The organism is Bacillus sp. EA-CB0995 (assembly GCF_055814245.1).
Genome location: NZ_CP169269.1, coordinates 2448165 through 2463924, shown reverse-complemented (window position 1 = coordinate 2463924; position 15760 = coordinate 2448165). Strand labels below are relative to the sequence as shown.

Annotated in this window: 12 protein-coding genes and 2 pseudogenes; 4 read left to right on the top strand and 10 right to left on the bottom strand. The window is 36.4% G+C overall.

All coding sequences use genetic code 11. The annotated features are described in order from the left end of the window. Positions 1 to 54: 54 nt before the first annotated feature. The 6 genes and pseudogenes from ACEWFJ_RS12815 to ACEWFJ_RS12790 form a co-directional block, all read right to left on the bottom strand. Complete coding sequence (locus tag ACEWFJ_RS12815) at positions 55 to 1410, bottom strand: FAD-binding oxidoreductase (RefSeq protein ID WP_473688796.1); 1356 nt, start codon at positions 1408 to 1410, stop codon at positions 55 to 57. 490 nt (positions 1411 to 1900) lie between these two features. Further along, positions 1901 to 2442 (bottom strand): annotated as a pseudogene (locus tag ACEWFJ_RS12810) (ABC transporter permease); the annotation flags it as partial. A gap of 21 nt (positions 2443 to 2463) precedes the next feature. Continuing rightward, positions 2464 to 3672 carry a cytochrome P450 family protein gene (locus ACEWFJ_RS12805; RefSeq protein WP_473688795.1) on the bottom strand — a complete coding sequence of 403 codons (1209 nt, stop codon included), beginning with the start codon at positions 3670 to 3672 and terminating at the stop codon, positions 2464 to 2466. 121 nt (positions 3673 to 3793) lie between these two features. Continuing rightward, complete coding sequence (locus ACEWFJ_RS12800) at positions 3794 to 4933, bottom strand: DUF418 domain-containing protein (protein ID WP_473692483.1); 1140 nt, start codon at positions 4931 to 4933, stop codon at positions 3794 to 3796. A gap of 554 nt (positions 4934 to 5487) precedes the next feature. After that, positions 5488 to 5673, bottom strand: coding sequence for a DUF3970 family protein (locus ACEWFJ_RS12795; protein WP_098308589.1), 186 nt, complete (start codon positions 5671 to 5673; stop codon positions 5488 to 5490). A gap of 72 nt (positions 5674 to 5745) precedes the next feature. Continuing rightward, on the bottom strand, positions 5746 to 6531 hold the full coding sequence (locus ACEWFJ_RS12790) for a class I SAM-dependent methyltransferase (protein ID WP_473688794.1): 786 nt from the start codon (positions 6529 to 6531) through the stop codon (positions 5746 to 5748). Between the two features lie 352 nt (positions 6532 to 6883). Between ACEWFJ_RS12790 and ACEWFJ_RS12785 the strand changes: the two genes are divergently transcribed. Then, a complete protein-coding gene (locus ACEWFJ_RS12785; protein ID WP_098308593.1) occupies positions 6884 to 8086 on the top strand; it encodes an MFS transporter in 1203 nt (400 codons plus the stop codon). Between the two features lie 32 nt (positions 8087 to 8118). Here ACEWFJ_RS12785 and pduL read toward each other — a convergent pair whose 3' ends face one another. Continuing rightward, complete coding sequence (pduL, locus tag ACEWFJ_RS12780; protein WP_473688793.1) at positions 8119 to 8688, bottom strand: phosphate propanoyltransferase; 570 nt, start codon at positions 8686 to 8688, stop codon at positions 8119 to 8121. A gap of 378 nt (positions 8689 to 9066) precedes the next feature. Between pduL and ACEWFJ_RS12775 the strand changes: the two genes are divergently transcribed. Beyond that, complete coding sequence (locus ACEWFJ_RS12775) at positions 9067 to 10266, top strand: LL-diaminopimelate aminotransferase (protein WP_473688792.1); 1200 nt, start codon at positions 9067 to 9069, stop codon at positions 10264 to 10266. Between the two features lie 136 nt (positions 10267 to 10402). Then, positions 10403 to 10813, top strand: coding sequence for a 3-hydroxyacyl-ACP dehydratase FabZ family protein (locus ACEWFJ_RS12770; RefSeq protein ID WP_473688791.1), 411 nt, complete (start codon positions 10403 to 10405; stop codon positions 10811 to 10813). A gap of 148 nt (positions 10814 to 10961) precedes the next feature. Here the strand turns inward: ACEWFJ_RS12770 and ACEWFJ_RS12765 are convergent, their stop codons facing one another. From ACEWFJ_RS12765 to ACEWFJ_RS12755, 3 genes and pseudogenes are all read right to left on the bottom strand, one after another. Beyond that, the gene (locus tag ACEWFJ_RS12765; RefSeq protein WP_473688790.1) at positions 10962 to 12167 is read right to left on the bottom strand and encodes a Ger(x)C family spore germination protein; all 1206 of its coding nucleotides are present in this window, start codon (positions 12165 to 12167) and stop codon (positions 10962 to 10964) included. Next, positions 12151 to 13252: pseudogene (locus tag ACEWFJ_RS12760) on the bottom strand (spore germination protein). The gene ACEWFJ_RS12765 and the pseudogene ACEWFJ_RS12760 overlap by 17 nt, the downstream one beginning before the upstream one ends. Positions 13253 to 13279: 27 nt before the next feature. Further along, positions 13280 to 14860, bottom strand: coding sequence for a spore germination protein (locus ACEWFJ_RS12755; protein WP_473692481.1), 1581 nt, complete (start codon positions 14858 to 14860; stop codon positions 13280 to 13282). Positions 14861 to 15484: 624 nt separating this feature from the next. Here ACEWFJ_RS12755 and ACEWFJ_RS12750 point away from each other — a divergent pair. Next, on the top strand, positions 15485 to 15718 hold the full coding sequence (locus ACEWFJ_RS12750; RefSeq protein WP_473688789.1) for a DUF2071 domain-containing protein: 234 nt from the start codon (positions 15485 to 15487) through the stop codon (positions 15716 to 15718). Positions 15719 to 15760 lie beyond the last annotated feature (42 nt).

Sequence of the window (15760 nt, the reverse complement as noted above, 5' to 3'; positions counted from 1 at the left end):
TATATTGACTTTTGAACATACTTTTTGGAACGAAAACTCTGTTTTAAATCATTATTAATGACATTCCGTTACTCCCTGTGGAAACGAGAATACATTTAACGGATCATATTTCTCTTTCACTTTCCGTAATTTCTTAGCATTGCTGCCATAGTAAGCTTCTTCATAATCTTTCAAACCACTATAAGGGAAGTTCACAAATGATCCTTCTGTTATTGATTCTATATATTTAAAACTCTGTTCCATCCATTTGATATTATCTTTTGCAAATTTTGCATCCTCCCATATAGTTTGAATCCCCATTATATACTTGGCATCTCGATAATAAAATGCTGTTGCTTCTTTAGGCACCTCTTTTACTTTTCCACCAAGTGCATATAGACTTACTGCTGCAAAAATACTTCCTGCTGCTCTCTCTTGAATGAGGTCAACAATGGCATTAATCTCCTGTTCATCATAATCCTGATACACAAATCTTCCTGTAGACTTAAACATCTCTGATTCCGGATAAGATGATTGTAACTTTGTAATAGCTTCAAAAAATGTTATATATTCTAAATTCATTCTTACGCCGTCTATGTTGATTAACATTTGTAAAATTTCTTCTGCTTCTTCTGGCTTACCATAAAATATTCCTCGTCCATAAATCGCCATTTCCTCAGTTTCTGAATTATATATACTGGCACCAAGCGTAATTCTGTTATCTAGATTAATTATCCACTCTTGCCATTTATACAGAAATTCTCTGTGCGTTTCTAATAAAGCATCTGGCCAATATATTTCAACTAAAGTTACCTTATCTATTTTTGCTGGAAGTTTAAATGTCATGGATACAACAACACCAAAGTTCCCACCACCAGCTCCGCAGCCTGCCCAAAATAAATCTTTATGAGACTTTTCGTTTGCAATAATCAATCTCCCTGTATAATCTATTAATTCCAGTTCTAGTAAACTATCACATCCAAGTCCAAGGTATCTGCTCAAATATCCCCATCCGCCTCCTAATGTGTACCCACTTATCCCTACAGTCGGACAAGTCCCCCCAGGAAATGGATACCCTTTCGCAGAAATAAAATCATAGACTTGCTTATTCTTTACTCCGCCTTGCACTTTTAACGTATGCTTATTCTCATTCAATTGCATGCGATGCATTCTACTTATATCAATAACAAGAACACGATTTCCAATAGAATATCCTTCATAATGATGTCCACCTGATCGAATCCGGATTTCTATGCAATTTTTTCTTGCCCAAATAATCGCATTACTCACATCCCATTTTGTATAACAATACACAATAACTAAAGGGAATTTTTGAATTGCTTGATTCCACTCTTGTCTAGCTTCTTCATATTCTCGATCATATCTTGTAATTACTTCACCTGTTAACCCTTGGTAACTCATTTCAAGCATGATAAACATCCTTTACCTATTCCAAACAGAAGTTGTTTTCTTTTCAAAATAATATATGTCTTTTATGCATTCTGTGTTCGTTTTATTTGTTTCATTAAAAAAATGTTTTAAACTATAGAAAAAGTATTAGGCTGCTAAAAAATAGTTGTAGACTGAAAAGGTGTTGTCTGTACATGAAAGCACTTTTTGCTAACATAAAGTATCGTAAAATCTTCAAAAGTAATGAAGGAACTTTCCATTCACATAATCAGCGTTATTTGTAGTGACTTCTCGCTAGGAAATCACACATGGGGGTAGCGTCAGAAAAATGCGGATTTACAACGCTAAGCAAATTACAGCATAGAAAAAAATCGATTCCTTTTATGTTTAGGAACCGATTTTTTAATTTGGCTTATTAAGCTAACGCCCCCGTTAGTTTAAGTGAAAAAATTCACAATTTTTCCTCTCTGTAGCTGTACCTCTGCTAAATTTATATTTTCCATCACATTCTTCATACCCGCTTTTTATACGCCCTCATTGCAAAGATATAAGCCACTATCATAATCCCAATGCACCACGCAAGAGTAATCCATATATCATTACCCACTGGCTGACTTGACAACAACGCACGAATGGATTCCACTATCGAGGTTACCGGTTGCTTCTCTGCAAAGGCGCGAACGACAGTCGGCATCGACTCGGTCGGCACAAACGCCGAGCTGATAAACGGCAGGAAGATAATCGGGTAGGAAAAGGCGCTTGCGCCATCCACCGATTTTGCGGAGAGTCCGGCAATCGCCGCGACCCAAGTTAATGCCAGCGTAAACAGCGCGAGTATGCCGACTACTGCAAGCCATGGCAGTGGCCCCGCCGACGAATGAAAACCCATAATTAATGCTACGAAAATGATGACGACAACCGATATGGCGTTGGATACCAGCGATGTCAGCCAAGCCCCCACAGTAAAGTGGAACGTGAAATCGGCATGGTGTGAAACCGCTCCAATATGCCCCGTTGCACATCGGTAAATAGGCGGAAAGCCGTGTAGGATACACAACAACATACCACCGAAGGTTAGAAAATCATTGGAATACTAGCGATGTAACGTACCACTCCATTATGGTTATAAATCAATTCATCTGGATCAATCGCCAATTTTAAATCTGGGAAGCGTCTAAGCAAAGTACCAAAGGCAACTTTTGCTTCCAATCTTGCAAGCGGTGCACCCAAACAGTGATGAATACCATTGCCGAAGGCAAGATGATCGTTTTCTCTTCTCGTAATATCGAATACTTCAGGATTGGAAAACTGTTTTGGATCAAGATTCGCAGTGCCAAGAGAGAATAGAACCATTTCACCTTTTCGGATGTTTTTCCCATGCATCGTTATATCTTCACTTGCAAAACGCCAGCTGATCATGAGCGGTCCAGCATAGCGAAGTAGCTCTTCGATAGCATTCGGTAGCAAAGAAGGATTACTACGCAACAAAGCTAATTGTTCGGGATGTTTCTGCAAAGCAACCATACCATTTCCAATCAAATTTGTTGTGGTCTCATGTCCAGCAGTAATGAGTAATTGGACAGTAGCGAGCAGTTCGGGTTCACTCAGTTTATCCTCTTGATCGTGTGCGTGTATCAGGGAGCTGATCACACCTTCCGTTGGATGTTTTCGTTTTTCTTCCAATGTTGCTCGGATGCATGAGTAATACTCTTTGATCCACGCATGATGGTCTTGATTAGGATCTGCCTTTATGCTCACCCACAAATCATAAATTTTCTCTTGATACAAAACAGGTATTCCTAACATCTCAGCAATAACCCGAAATGGAAGTGGAAAAGCAAAATCTGCAATAAGATCCATCTTCCCTTTTTTCTGTACTGCATCCAATAATTCATCTGTAATCTGTTGAATACGAGGTTCTAGATTCGCGATCATTTGAGGGGTAAAAGCTTTGGCTGTTAACCTGCGCAAACGAGTATGATCAGGTGGATCAGACTCCAGCATATTTGGGAAATTTATACTCCATTCCCACTTCTCAGATCGATCTTCTAAATCTGGTTGATCTTGTGTAGGCTGTAGCTTTCGCACATCTCGAATAAACCGAGGATCTTTGAGAATAGCTACTGTATCCTCACGGTGAATCGCAAGCCAGGCTGGTCCCATTCCATAATAATCATCTAGACGGATAAGCGGCTCTTGTTGTTCCGTTAGTTTTTTATAAAAGCCAACAACATCCTTCATATTTTCTGACGAACTAAAATCTTCTGTTGTAATCTTTTTCATTTGGTTTCCCTCTCTTTTTTGTTACTCATGCTTTAAAGCCCTTTGTCAAAAAGGTGTATTCGACGCATCAAAGAGACTGAATATTGGCAATTAAAATATGACTCACCTCCTGTCCTGGTAATCAGAATCGAGATATGTCCTGCTGCTTCCTTGTTTTTTCTCTTATTAGTAAGTTAGCTAGATGCTTGCGTGCTGTTTCCATCGGCCCCATGGTAAAGTAACCTAACCATAAAGTAGCAAAGAGTAACTGCAGCAAACAGATTAATATCCAAACAGAAATGACCGTAAACGAGTTGGGGTTTCCACCAAACCCCAAGCCCCAACCATAAAACAGAACTGAACACAAAATATTTTGTAATACATAGCAGCTCAAGGACATCTTACCTGCTCTTTCTAGGAAGCTCCATAATGAAAAGGAATGGAATTTTTCAACCAACAAGCTGATTGCCCCCATGTATCCAATCGACAGAATCGGAGCAAATACATACCTTACTGGAAAATCAAAATAACCTCCGGGAATAAACAGCAATAAGTTTAGAGGTAAACCAAGAGACAGTCCGATCTTCATCATCTTTTTGCGAATGTTCCGTCCATTATCATCGTTCGCAAAAGCTCCTTTCCTCATCAGCAGAACACCTGTTAAAAATAGAAAAATATTAAAGGGAATAACAAAGATTGCTTCTGTCCGCAAATCCCAAAAATGGCTAAGTCGATATTGAACCTGTTCCAACCAAGATCCACTTTGATAAAGCTTAGTGACTTCTTGAGGTACTGCAAATGACTCACTATTTACTTGATGTCCCAGTACACCTAAGCAAACAATTAATATAAAGAAGGCATGAATCACTGCAGCACTGATCATCGTTATTCGCATCGTTTTTTCTCCTACTTTGACGATAAGAGAGACAATAATCGCGGTCATTGCATAAGACATCAAAATGTCGTATTCCAGCACCAAGGTAAAGTGCAGAAATCCTTCGAGAAGTAGAATTAAGGAGATCCATATGTATATTCCTGGCCAAGGACGGTTCAACCGTTGCGATTGCTGGTATTTTAATTCCAACCCAATGCCAAACATGATGGCTAATAAGCCAAGCAATTTGCCATTAATTAAAGCTAAAAATAAAGTTCGTAAAAAGGCGTCACCTGATAACCACCACTTGTTATGAGTAAAGGTAAATATATAATTCAAATCTCCTAAATGTGCAAAGATCCAAATATTTGTTCCTAAGGTCCCTAAAATTGCTAATCCTCGTAAAATATCTAGACTTCAAATTCGTTTACTGCTTTTCATGTTTCACTCTCCGCTTTCTTAATTTTTTCATTATTAATCACACATTTACTTTATTTGTAAAAAATACCATATATACCATAATTATATAAGGAGCAATTAAAGATTTTATTTATATAACGTCTACATGTGAAGTTGGCATAACATGAGTTATCGGCAGTCAATGTAACTAGAAGCTTATAAAAATGCCCTCCAGCTAAGCGGTCTGGAGGGGGGCTTGTTCACATAATCAAGCTTATAGGTGGTTCTTTGTAAGTTCAATCGTCCTTATTGCCCGTATAAAAATCGTATATCTACTATTTAGTCTAGTACTTTATTTTAATAAAAAAATAGGGAAATCAAATTAGACCAACGCTGCTCAGTCTAAACCATTTTTATAACAGGTCAGTATTTACACATGAACATGTTGCATTTATGCTCTCATGGGCTATTCATCAAGTTAATAAGCTATAAGTATAGTTTTTCTCTTTCTCATGCAAAATAAAATAACCAATCCTAAATTGGCTTGGTTATTTTGTAGTCTATTATTTTATTTGTTCTTTTTGCTTATATGTTAAATACGCTAAAACACTCTTGCTATTTGTATACTTCGGATTATTTCCTTTCCGTGGTTCACGAGAATGTGTTTTTTCATATCCAGGTACCTCAGGCATATCTTTTAAAAATTGCATAACTTCAGCTTCTGTTCCTTCAATACGTACACGAATCATCATTGTTGCTCCTTACTATATATGTTTTACTCTACCAAGTATATCGACTACTACAAATCCCGCAAGTATGAATTATCTTTTTAAGGTAGATGATTTTCTAGCAACGAACAAAGTCATTTCTGTATAAAAAGACTGTATTTCATTCTTTTCTATCGTGATATGAAACCATTCTTGTATTTCTTTAGGAGCTTTTATCATATAGTGTGTTAATTCATCTCTTTCATTTTTAGGAACATTCATCATATCACACCACCATTCAAACTTAAATTCTTTATCAAAAGTGGTATATGATTGTACCTGTAAACCATTTCGTTCTAATAACGATATCCATTCTGTCTTTTTATAAGCACGTTGGTGACTTGGATCACGCTTTTTCTCTAAAAAATTATAAAAAACATCGTATTCTTCAACTTCTGGAGCAACATTATCAATAAGGAGAAACAGACCATGTTTTTCTAATGTTCGATGTACTTCCGTAACGAATCGATCAATGTTGGTAAAATGATGTGCAGCAATGCGGCACGTAATGGTATCAAACGATTCATTTGGAAATGGTAATTTTTCTGCGTTCCCTTGTACAAATGAAACATTTGTATGTCCATTTGAACGAATAAATTGTTCTGCTTTCTCTAGCATGTTCTCCGTCAAATCAAATGCAACGACATCTTGAAATAAAGAAGCTAATGCATTTACAACGTGTCCTCCACCGGTCGCAATATCAAGAAGGCGATCATTCTTATTGTTTCTAACGTTTTCAATGAGAAATTGTAAATCCGTTCCCTTTGCATGAATTTGACTCGTTACATATTTCGCAGCATTTTGACCAAATTGGTTCACAACTAACTTTTCATTATTCATTTACATCAGCCCCTTTAATCCCCTTTTCCTTCATAAAGTTATATGAACAGTTTTAAAGTCCTGCAGAAACTAATTTTTATTTATCACATCTAGTCCTCCCATGTATACATTCATCGTATTTATATACGCCTTTATATCCTTATTTCCCTGTTAGTTTTATATATTAATAGTTAAATAAATCTATTTTAATCTGTCCATTTGTAACGAAAAATTTATAAATCAAAAAATTTGAAATTCTTCTTTCAAACCCTTAATATATACCCTAACTCAAAATATACAGTTATAAGATGAAATGGAAAAAGGAGGTTTTATATACGAGTTTCACTACTATTAAAGACTGAGAGGTTATTCTATGTGGCGTAATAAAAACGTATGGATAGTTCTAACTGGTGAATTTATTGCTGGGGTAGGTTTATGGCTTGGAATTCTAGGTAACCTAGAATTCATGCAAAAGCATGTTCCATCTGATTTTATGAAATCCGTTATTATGTTTATTGGATTATTAGCCGGAGTCCTTGTTGGTCCCATGGCAGGAAGGTTTATTGACCAATATTCTAAGAAAAAAGTACTTCTATATGCAGGATTTGGTCGTGTATTAAGTGTTATTTTTATGTTTTTCGCTATTCATTACGAGAGTATTTTATTTATGATTTTATTTATGATCGCCATTCAAATTTCTGCAGCCTTTTATTTCCCTGCACTACAATCTGTTATCCCACTTATTGTTCAGGAACATGAATTATTACAAATGAATGGAATTCATATGAACATCGGAACAATCGCTCGTATTGTCGGTACCTCGCTGGGCGGAGTCCTTCTTGTTGTAATGAGTTTAAAATATATGTATGCTTTTTCAATGGCTGCTTACGCACTATTATTCTTTTTTACTTTTTTATTAAACTTTGAAGATACGAAAACAGATATAACGAATGAAAAGAAATCACAAAATACAAGTTTTATAGAAGTGTTTCACATCTTGAAAGAAGTCCCTATTGCATTTCGCGCTCTAATTTTAAGTATTATTCCGCTATTATTTATCGGTGGCTTTAATTTAATGGTTATTAATATTAGTGAAATGCAGCATGATACAACAATTAAAGGATTTATTTATACAATTGAAGGTTTATCGTTTATGCTTGGTGCATTTGTAATTAAACGTTTATCAGAACACGTTTCATCATATAAGTTACTGTATATCTTTTCATTTTGTATTGCTTTCTCTCACTTATCTCTCTTTTTTAGTGATATAAAATGGATGACACTTGTATCTTTCGGTATGTTTGGATTTAGTGTTGGCTGCTTCTTTCCTGTTATGTCAACGATTTTCCAGACGAAAATTGATAAAAGCTACCATGGGCGTATATTTTCATTCCGTAATATGTTTGAGCGTGTAATGTTCCAAATTGTCTTACTCGGAACGGGTTTCTTCTTAGATACAATCGGATTGCAATATATGGTACTTATTTTCGGTGTCATTTCTCTACTTATTATTTTAGTTTCATTATCACAGCAAAAACAACCGAGTAAAAATACTTCACAAACAACAAATATGTAAGAGCCATCTCATGTTAGAGATGGCTTTCATTATTATGAAAGTAGTTCACCAAAGTCACCTGTCTTAATATCACCACTGTTCGCTTCATCCGTATCAATATGCATATCTAGTGCAAATGTATCTTTCACACGAACTAATACTTGATCAAAAATTAGTGCTCGATCTCCACCTACTTTAATACTCACATATTGCCCATCTTTCACTCGAAAATGTTCCGCATCTTCTGATGTCATATGAACGTGCCGCTCAGCAACAATTACCCCTTTATCAATTTGAATTTTACCATTCGGACCGATTACGGTAATACCAGGTGTTCCATCGATATTTCCTGATGAACGAATGGGAGCATTAATTCCAAGCTTCCGTGCATCTGTTTTTGAAATCTCCACTTGTGTAAATTTGCGAACTGGCCCAAGAATTCGTACTTTCGCAATTTCTGATTTCTCAGTTTTGACGGTAACTGTTTCTGCTGCGGCGAATTCTCCTGGCTGAGAAAGTTCTTTTGCTACTGTTAACTCATAGCCATTTCCAAAAAGTTTTTCCAAGTCTTCCTTTGTCACATGAATATGCCGATTTGATACACCAATAGGAATTTGCTTCATGTTTATTTCTCCTTTTGTGAATATACATTTTCTATTGTTTCCTGATTTGTGAAATTTAGTTATTAGGAGTAATGAATGTTATGAAAAAATTGTAATAGGTGTGTTTAATGATTTTTTTGAAGTGACCTTACTTTTTGAATTTTATATCCAAATAAGGAATCCACATTCTAGTGTAAATTTTAAAGGGGTTATATTATTATTTTTATTATTATTTATAAAAATAATACAGTGAATGAAATTTAGTTTTAATTGCTAGTTTTGTATTTTCGTAAAAAAATGTTAAAATGTAAATATGTGTGTTTTCAGAAAAGTAAAAGAATATGAATACTAAAAACAAAGTTTAATGAAAACAGTAGTATTTTTTAGGAGGGGTTATACATGAAGTACACGCTAGCAACAAGAATGAAAGCATTCCAATCCTCAATTTTTAGTGAATTAGCAGCCTATAAAAAAGAAAAAATTGCAGAAGGTCATGAAATTATTGATTTAAGTATCGGAAATCCAGATATGCCTCCGGCTGATATTGTACGAGAAGCACTAGTAAGTGCAACAAATGAAAAAAAGAATTATGGATATACATTGACAGGTACACAAGAATTTCACAATGCTGTGACAGAATATTATGAGATTAATCACCATGTCGCTTTAAATGCTGATAACGAAGTATTATTATTAATGGGATCACAAGACGGACTTGTTCATTTACCGATGGCTTTTGCTAATCCAGATGATATTATCCTTGTTCCAGATCCAGGTTATACGGCATATGCAACAGGACTTGCAATGGCAGGTGCAACTCCGTATTTTATGCCATTAAAAAAAGAAAATGCTTTTCTTCCTGATTTACATACGATTCCGAAAGAAGTTGCCGAAAAAGCAAAAATGATGATATTAAACTTTCCTGGTAATCCTGTACCGGCAATGGCAACAGAATCATTTTTTACTGATGTTATTGCTTTTGCAAAAGAATACAATATTATCGTCGTTCATGACTTTGCTTACTCTGAATTTTATTATGATGGACAAAAGCCTATTAGCTTCCTATCCGTTCCGGATTCAAAAGATGTTGGTGTCGAAATCAACTCTCTATCTAAAAGTTATAGCTTAGCTGGTAGTCGTATTGGCTATATGATTGGAAATAAAGAGATTGTAGAAACACTTAAGCAATTTAAATCAAACATCGATTACGGTGTCTTTCTTCCGATTCAAAAAGCTGCAACTGTTGCTTTGCGAGAAGGTGCTTCATATTGCGCAACAAACCGGGCGATCTATCAAAAACGAAGAGATACATTTATTGATGGCCTAGCCGAAGCAGGCTGGCATGTTGAAAAACCGGCTGGAAGTATGTTCATATGGGCAGAAATTCCAAAAGGATGGACTTCTTTAGAATTTGCATACGCATTAATTGATCGTGCCAATGTCGTTGTTACACCTGGTCATGCATTTGGCCCGCATGGAGAAGGCTTTGTTCGCATTGCCCTTGTTCAAAATGAAGAAAAGTTAAAACAAGTAGTTAACAACATTAAAAATAGTGGTATTTTTTCTAGTGAGGGTGCAGCCGATTTAGTAAGAAATTAATTACCTTCCCTGCTCTTTTTTAAAAGCAGGGGTTTATTTTTTATAAAATAAAAGAACACATGCCATAACTGATACAGTTCCCCCTCTTATGTTTACTTAAAAACTGCAATTATAATATATAATCAGGAGGTAACGCATGAACAAAGTTAACATTCAAAGTGTACTGCCGCACCGATATCCTTTTTTAATGGTTGATCATATCGTTGAAATGGAATCTGGCAAGTGGGTAAAAGGTTATAAAAATGTAAGTTGCAATGAATGGTTTATAACAGAATCACAAACGATAATGCCACACATGTTAATTATTGAAGCAATTGCACAACTCGGAGCATTTGTCAGCCTGGAAAATACTGTTGGGTTAGGATTTCTCTCATCACTAGAAGGAGTAGAATTTTTAGGATCTGCTCAGCCTGGTGATCGATTAGACCTATATTATGAAGTTATTCGAAATAAACGTGGATTTATTCTCGGAAAAGGTCATGCCGCTGTAAATGGAACGACAATTGTCAACGTAGATAAATTGTTAGTGTATATGGAGTCTGAGTAACAATAGAGCCAAAATCCCGATTTACAAAAGTTAGAACAGTGATGTTTAAACTCACTGTTCTTTTCTGTTTTTTAAAACTTATTTTTAACATATTTCAAAAGAATATCCCCTCTTCAATCAGACTGTAAAGCCGATAAGGAGGAAGAATTTACGACCCTTTTGCACCATAATTCTGAATAGTTAATTTTACGCTGTATTTGATTGGAACCTCACTAAATGTTTCATCCCAATCTTTTTTAACTTTTTCCCATGTTTTAGGATACTCAATTCTTAATCTGTTGCCGAAGCCGGCAACGTCAACTTGATATTCCTTTTGAATTTTTTCTAATGTATGCTTCACTAGCCGATCTACTTCTTGCTCAGCAGCTTTCTCTGCCCTTTTTAGAAACTCATTTTTAAAAGGATTCCCTGAAACGACCCAGTTTTCAGATATTCGTCCCTCTGATTCCATTTTTACATCAAAAGAAATTTTGTTTCCTTTAACGTGAGGGGTAATCGTACTTTTCATAGCCGCGACCTCATACATGATCACTTGTCCTGTCTTTTTATCAACGCCTTTCACCAAACCACCTTTCCCCTTCCCAGATATCCATGTTAAGCCTTCCAATTCCTTTTCACTCAAAAAGCCGCGCAGTTTTTTTGTCTTTCCTTTGATTATCGCAGCTCCTGAAAATTTTACTTCCCCATCTGACGAAAGCACATTTTGCAAAAGAAAACTGGATTCGGATTGCATCTTGCCTGGTAATTTAGCAAGCGGAACAGCAGGTAAAATTCTTGATGTCCTATATTGATTATCTGCAATTCCAAATAAACGAAACGCCGGAATTTCTCCTGGTTCATCTGTTTCTAGCGTCTTGCTAGCTCGCCCCTTGCTAATTAACATGAGGCAGCTTGGTCGAATCTCATTATCACGAAGATAAACATCAAGTAACTTTTTCAAACTATACGTGCGTGCGAGATCTGCACTAATAACAATCACTTTCGTGTGGTGAAAAATTATAGGACGATCTCTTCTTAATGAAACTTCACGAATCATTTGGTGGAGAGAATCTCCGGTTTCAGAAACATTCTTGTAAGCTTTTTGTTGCGATGAGCCGCCCTTTCCTCCTCCACTTGATGATTGCGGTTCAACAAATTGATAGGTCGATGTTATAATATTCTTCTTTGCATACCCTCCGCCTTGTTTTTGAAATTTTTTCTCGACAGTCGACTCCTTTCCTTTATCAAATGCCAAACCTACCTCGAAGCCCAACTCTTCAATTTCATGGCTGCTCCAGCATCCTGTAAGAGACAGAAGTAAAAGAACCAAGGGTAAAATCAGGAGGAACCGCACATGATTAAGACTTTGTTTCATTCTTTCTCTTCCTCCATCTGAAGATTATAAGAAGAAGCAATGGCAATACACCGAATAATACCAAAGCAGCATTACCAATCATATCCCCGAATTTAAATAGATCATTGGTATTTTTGGGAGTTATGGAAATGATGTAAACAAACGGAAGTAACCCATACATAAACGAATGAATGTTCTTTTTAAAGAGTTGAGCCAGCCCCAAAGCAGCAGCATAATAGCAGATTGTAAAGGTTGAAAAGATTTGCATAATCCATATTACAAGTAATAAAGATTCAAAACGTTCAAATATTAAGCCAGGGATTTCAAAACTTCGCATGAGATCAATCGTTGGCCATGTTCTCGTTATCACTCCATCCAGGGAAAACGCTCCGATAACCATCACAACGGTAATAACATAAAAAATTAAGGGAATGAGAGTTCCGACTAAAACAACCTTTCCGGCCTTGTTTGGCTCATGCATGAACGCCAAAAGGAGCAACATAATCTCAAATCCTGAATATGCAAGAGTTGTTGTTTTTATCCCTTTTAGAACTGGCATAATTCCTAATCCTAATACCGGACGAAGATTATCTATCTCAAATATTCCAATACTCATGAAGGCAGTCAGCAAAAAAAGGAAGACCGTAATGGGGAATATAATTTCAAACAGACGAGCCATTGGGTTTATGCCGCCCAACATCAAATATAGACTCACCCACATAAATGTCATGATAATAACCCAGCCAGGGGTGCCTTCCAGTAAAAAAACTCGTTACTTCTTCTAGCACTCTAACTTCAAATGAGGAAAGGCTAAAAAAGTAACCTATTATAAATAGACTCAATAACCCGCCGACCCATTTCCCTACAATGTCTTGACTGTATTGATAAAATGTTTTTTCGGGAAACTGTTGGCTTAATTTCACCATTATCAATCCTGCAACCATCGCAATCATCCCGCCTAAAATAACAGTTATCCAAACATCTGGTGTCTTCACTTTCTCCCCAGCTGCTCTAGGTAAGGTGAGAATGCCTGCTGCAAGTATATAATTGATAAGAATAACAGCTGCTTGTGACGTCTTAATTTGATCTTTAGGTTTAGTAATCATCACTGGTCACTTCCTTTTTAAAGTAAGCTATCCTTTTCGTATTGGGTCTTTCGGATTTAGCATCTTCGGACGACGTTTCATCATTTGAAATGGCATGCGAACCAAAAAGTCTTTCCAATCACTTACTCGATAAGGAACAGCGGGACTGACATAGGGTACACCAAAACTCTTCAGCTTCACCAAATGACTGCATAAGAAAAGGAAAAACAGAATGACCCCGTACAATCCAAAAATGGCAGCACAAAACATGCCTACAAAGCGAAGAAAGCGCAGCGGAATCGCTGTACTATAAGGTGTGAGAGCAAATGAGGAAATGGCAGTTGCAGCTACTACGATTACCATCATGGGACTAACAATCCCTGCCTCTACGGCAGCCTGTCCAATGATTAGTCCGCCGACGATCCCCATCGCCGAGCCAATTGGTTTTGGTAAACGCAGTCCGGCTTCCCGTAAAATTTCGATGGCTACTTCCATAAGCAATGCTTCTATAATTGCAGGAAACGGCACACCTTCCCGTCCTCCTATGATGGAAACGGCTAGCTTGGTCGGAATCAATCCAGGGTGAAACGAGATAAAGGAAATATACAAGGCAGGTGTAAAAAGAGAAATGATTGCTGCTCCAAAACGTAATAGGCGGATGAGCGTGCCGGGAATCCAACGTTCATAATAATCTTCGGGCGATTGCATCATCATACTAAATGTAACTGGAACGATCAGAACAAAAGGTGTCCCGTCCAATAAAATCGCAACCCGACCTTCCATTAGTGCGGCGATGACGCGATCAGGACGCTCCGTAGTCTGCGCTTGCGCAAAAGGACTGAAATAATTATCTTCGATGAGCTGCTCTACATAGCCTGATTCCAGTACATTATCAATATCAATTTTCTGAATTTTCCTCTTAACTTCTTCTACTAATGCCGAGTCAGCAATTTCTTTCATATAAACAACGGCTAGTTCTTTTTTTGCCCGCTTTCCTACTTGGAACTTTATTAATGATAGGCCTTCATTTTCACCATGACGTCGCAAAAGAGCGGTATTATCGCTTAAAATTTCTGTGAAACCTACTCGTGGACCTCTAACCGATACTTCTGATATCGGTTCTTCGATATTCCGCGTTCTCCCTTTTATTGTATCAAGAATTAATACACCTAATGATCCATCAATCAAAAGTGCCGTTGAACCTGTCAACACTTTTGACATTAAATCTTTTATATCATGAACTTCTTTTACTTCACTAATGGGAAGGATTTGTTCTTTAATAAACTTTTTTGAAACTGTACCTTTCATATAAGATGAATCCTGTTTGTATTCTTCATAAAAATCAAGCATCAATGATTTCATAATGTGTGTGTCGATAAGCTCTTTGTCCGACAGACCGTCCACAAAAATGATTGCCGCCTGAATACCTGTACGCCCAATGTTAAACTCACGAAAGTGTACATCTGAGTTATAACTAATTTCTTTCTTTACAAGTTCCAAATCTGCGGTGAAATCGCCTGTAAAATGTTCTGTTGAGTCCTGAAAAGACCTAACTTCCTGCTTATCTTCATATGTATTGGTTGTTTTCTTCATTTGTTTGATCTTTGATTTCTGCTCACTCATTCCCATCACTCTTTCTCTTTGAAAACTTAATGTACATCCAGCAACCTAGTACCATGCTTTCTATAGTATTCAATCGTGTAAATTAAACAGTTCACAACTATAATCATTTCCTAAAAAAAGAAATTTATGTTATTACATATAATCAATTCTTCATTGGATAAAAGCTATTGCAATAGCGAAGTCAAGTTCAAGCTAGAAGAAATGTCTATGTTTTTACGAAGATTGATAAACGCGTTCATTTAATTAATTGAGTTAAGCGTTTAAAAATATCTAATATTTGGAGTATCCGTTTGGATTAAAATCTTCGCAGGAGAATAGATTAGAAGAATAGATTAGGAGAAGATATTGAAATTGGTATAAAAGTTGCTCTTATTTCTATTGATGGTGGAAGAAATGAGGATGGTAACGCTCGCTTTAAGCACATCTAAAATCATATTCATCAAAACAAAAAATTAGCGACACAGATAAAGTTCAACTAATCGGGCTCATGACAGCAGTTATTCCCATCTATCTATTTTTTTCTTAGAATCTTATATCGGGATCTTACTTCTCGTTAATGCGGGGTAAAAAATTGGGCTATTTCATTCTTTCAACTCAAACTAGATATATATAAATAAAGGAGATCATTTTATGAATTTAATGAATGAAATCAATCACTGCCCTATTCCAGGTGAAACTTTACGGCCACATACTCCTTCTTCCTTACAAATTGACACCCTTAATGGATATGCTTGGTTAGGAGTGGCTGTATTTGTTATGGAGGGAGTGTATCCTCGTGAATTTCCATATGTAGCATTGTTGTCTAAATTTCCAGAAATCAATGTATGTACATACGTTCAATACGATGATAAACCCGATTGTTGATATGGAAGGTTAGGCCTCATATACAATAGCGAGGACATGGTT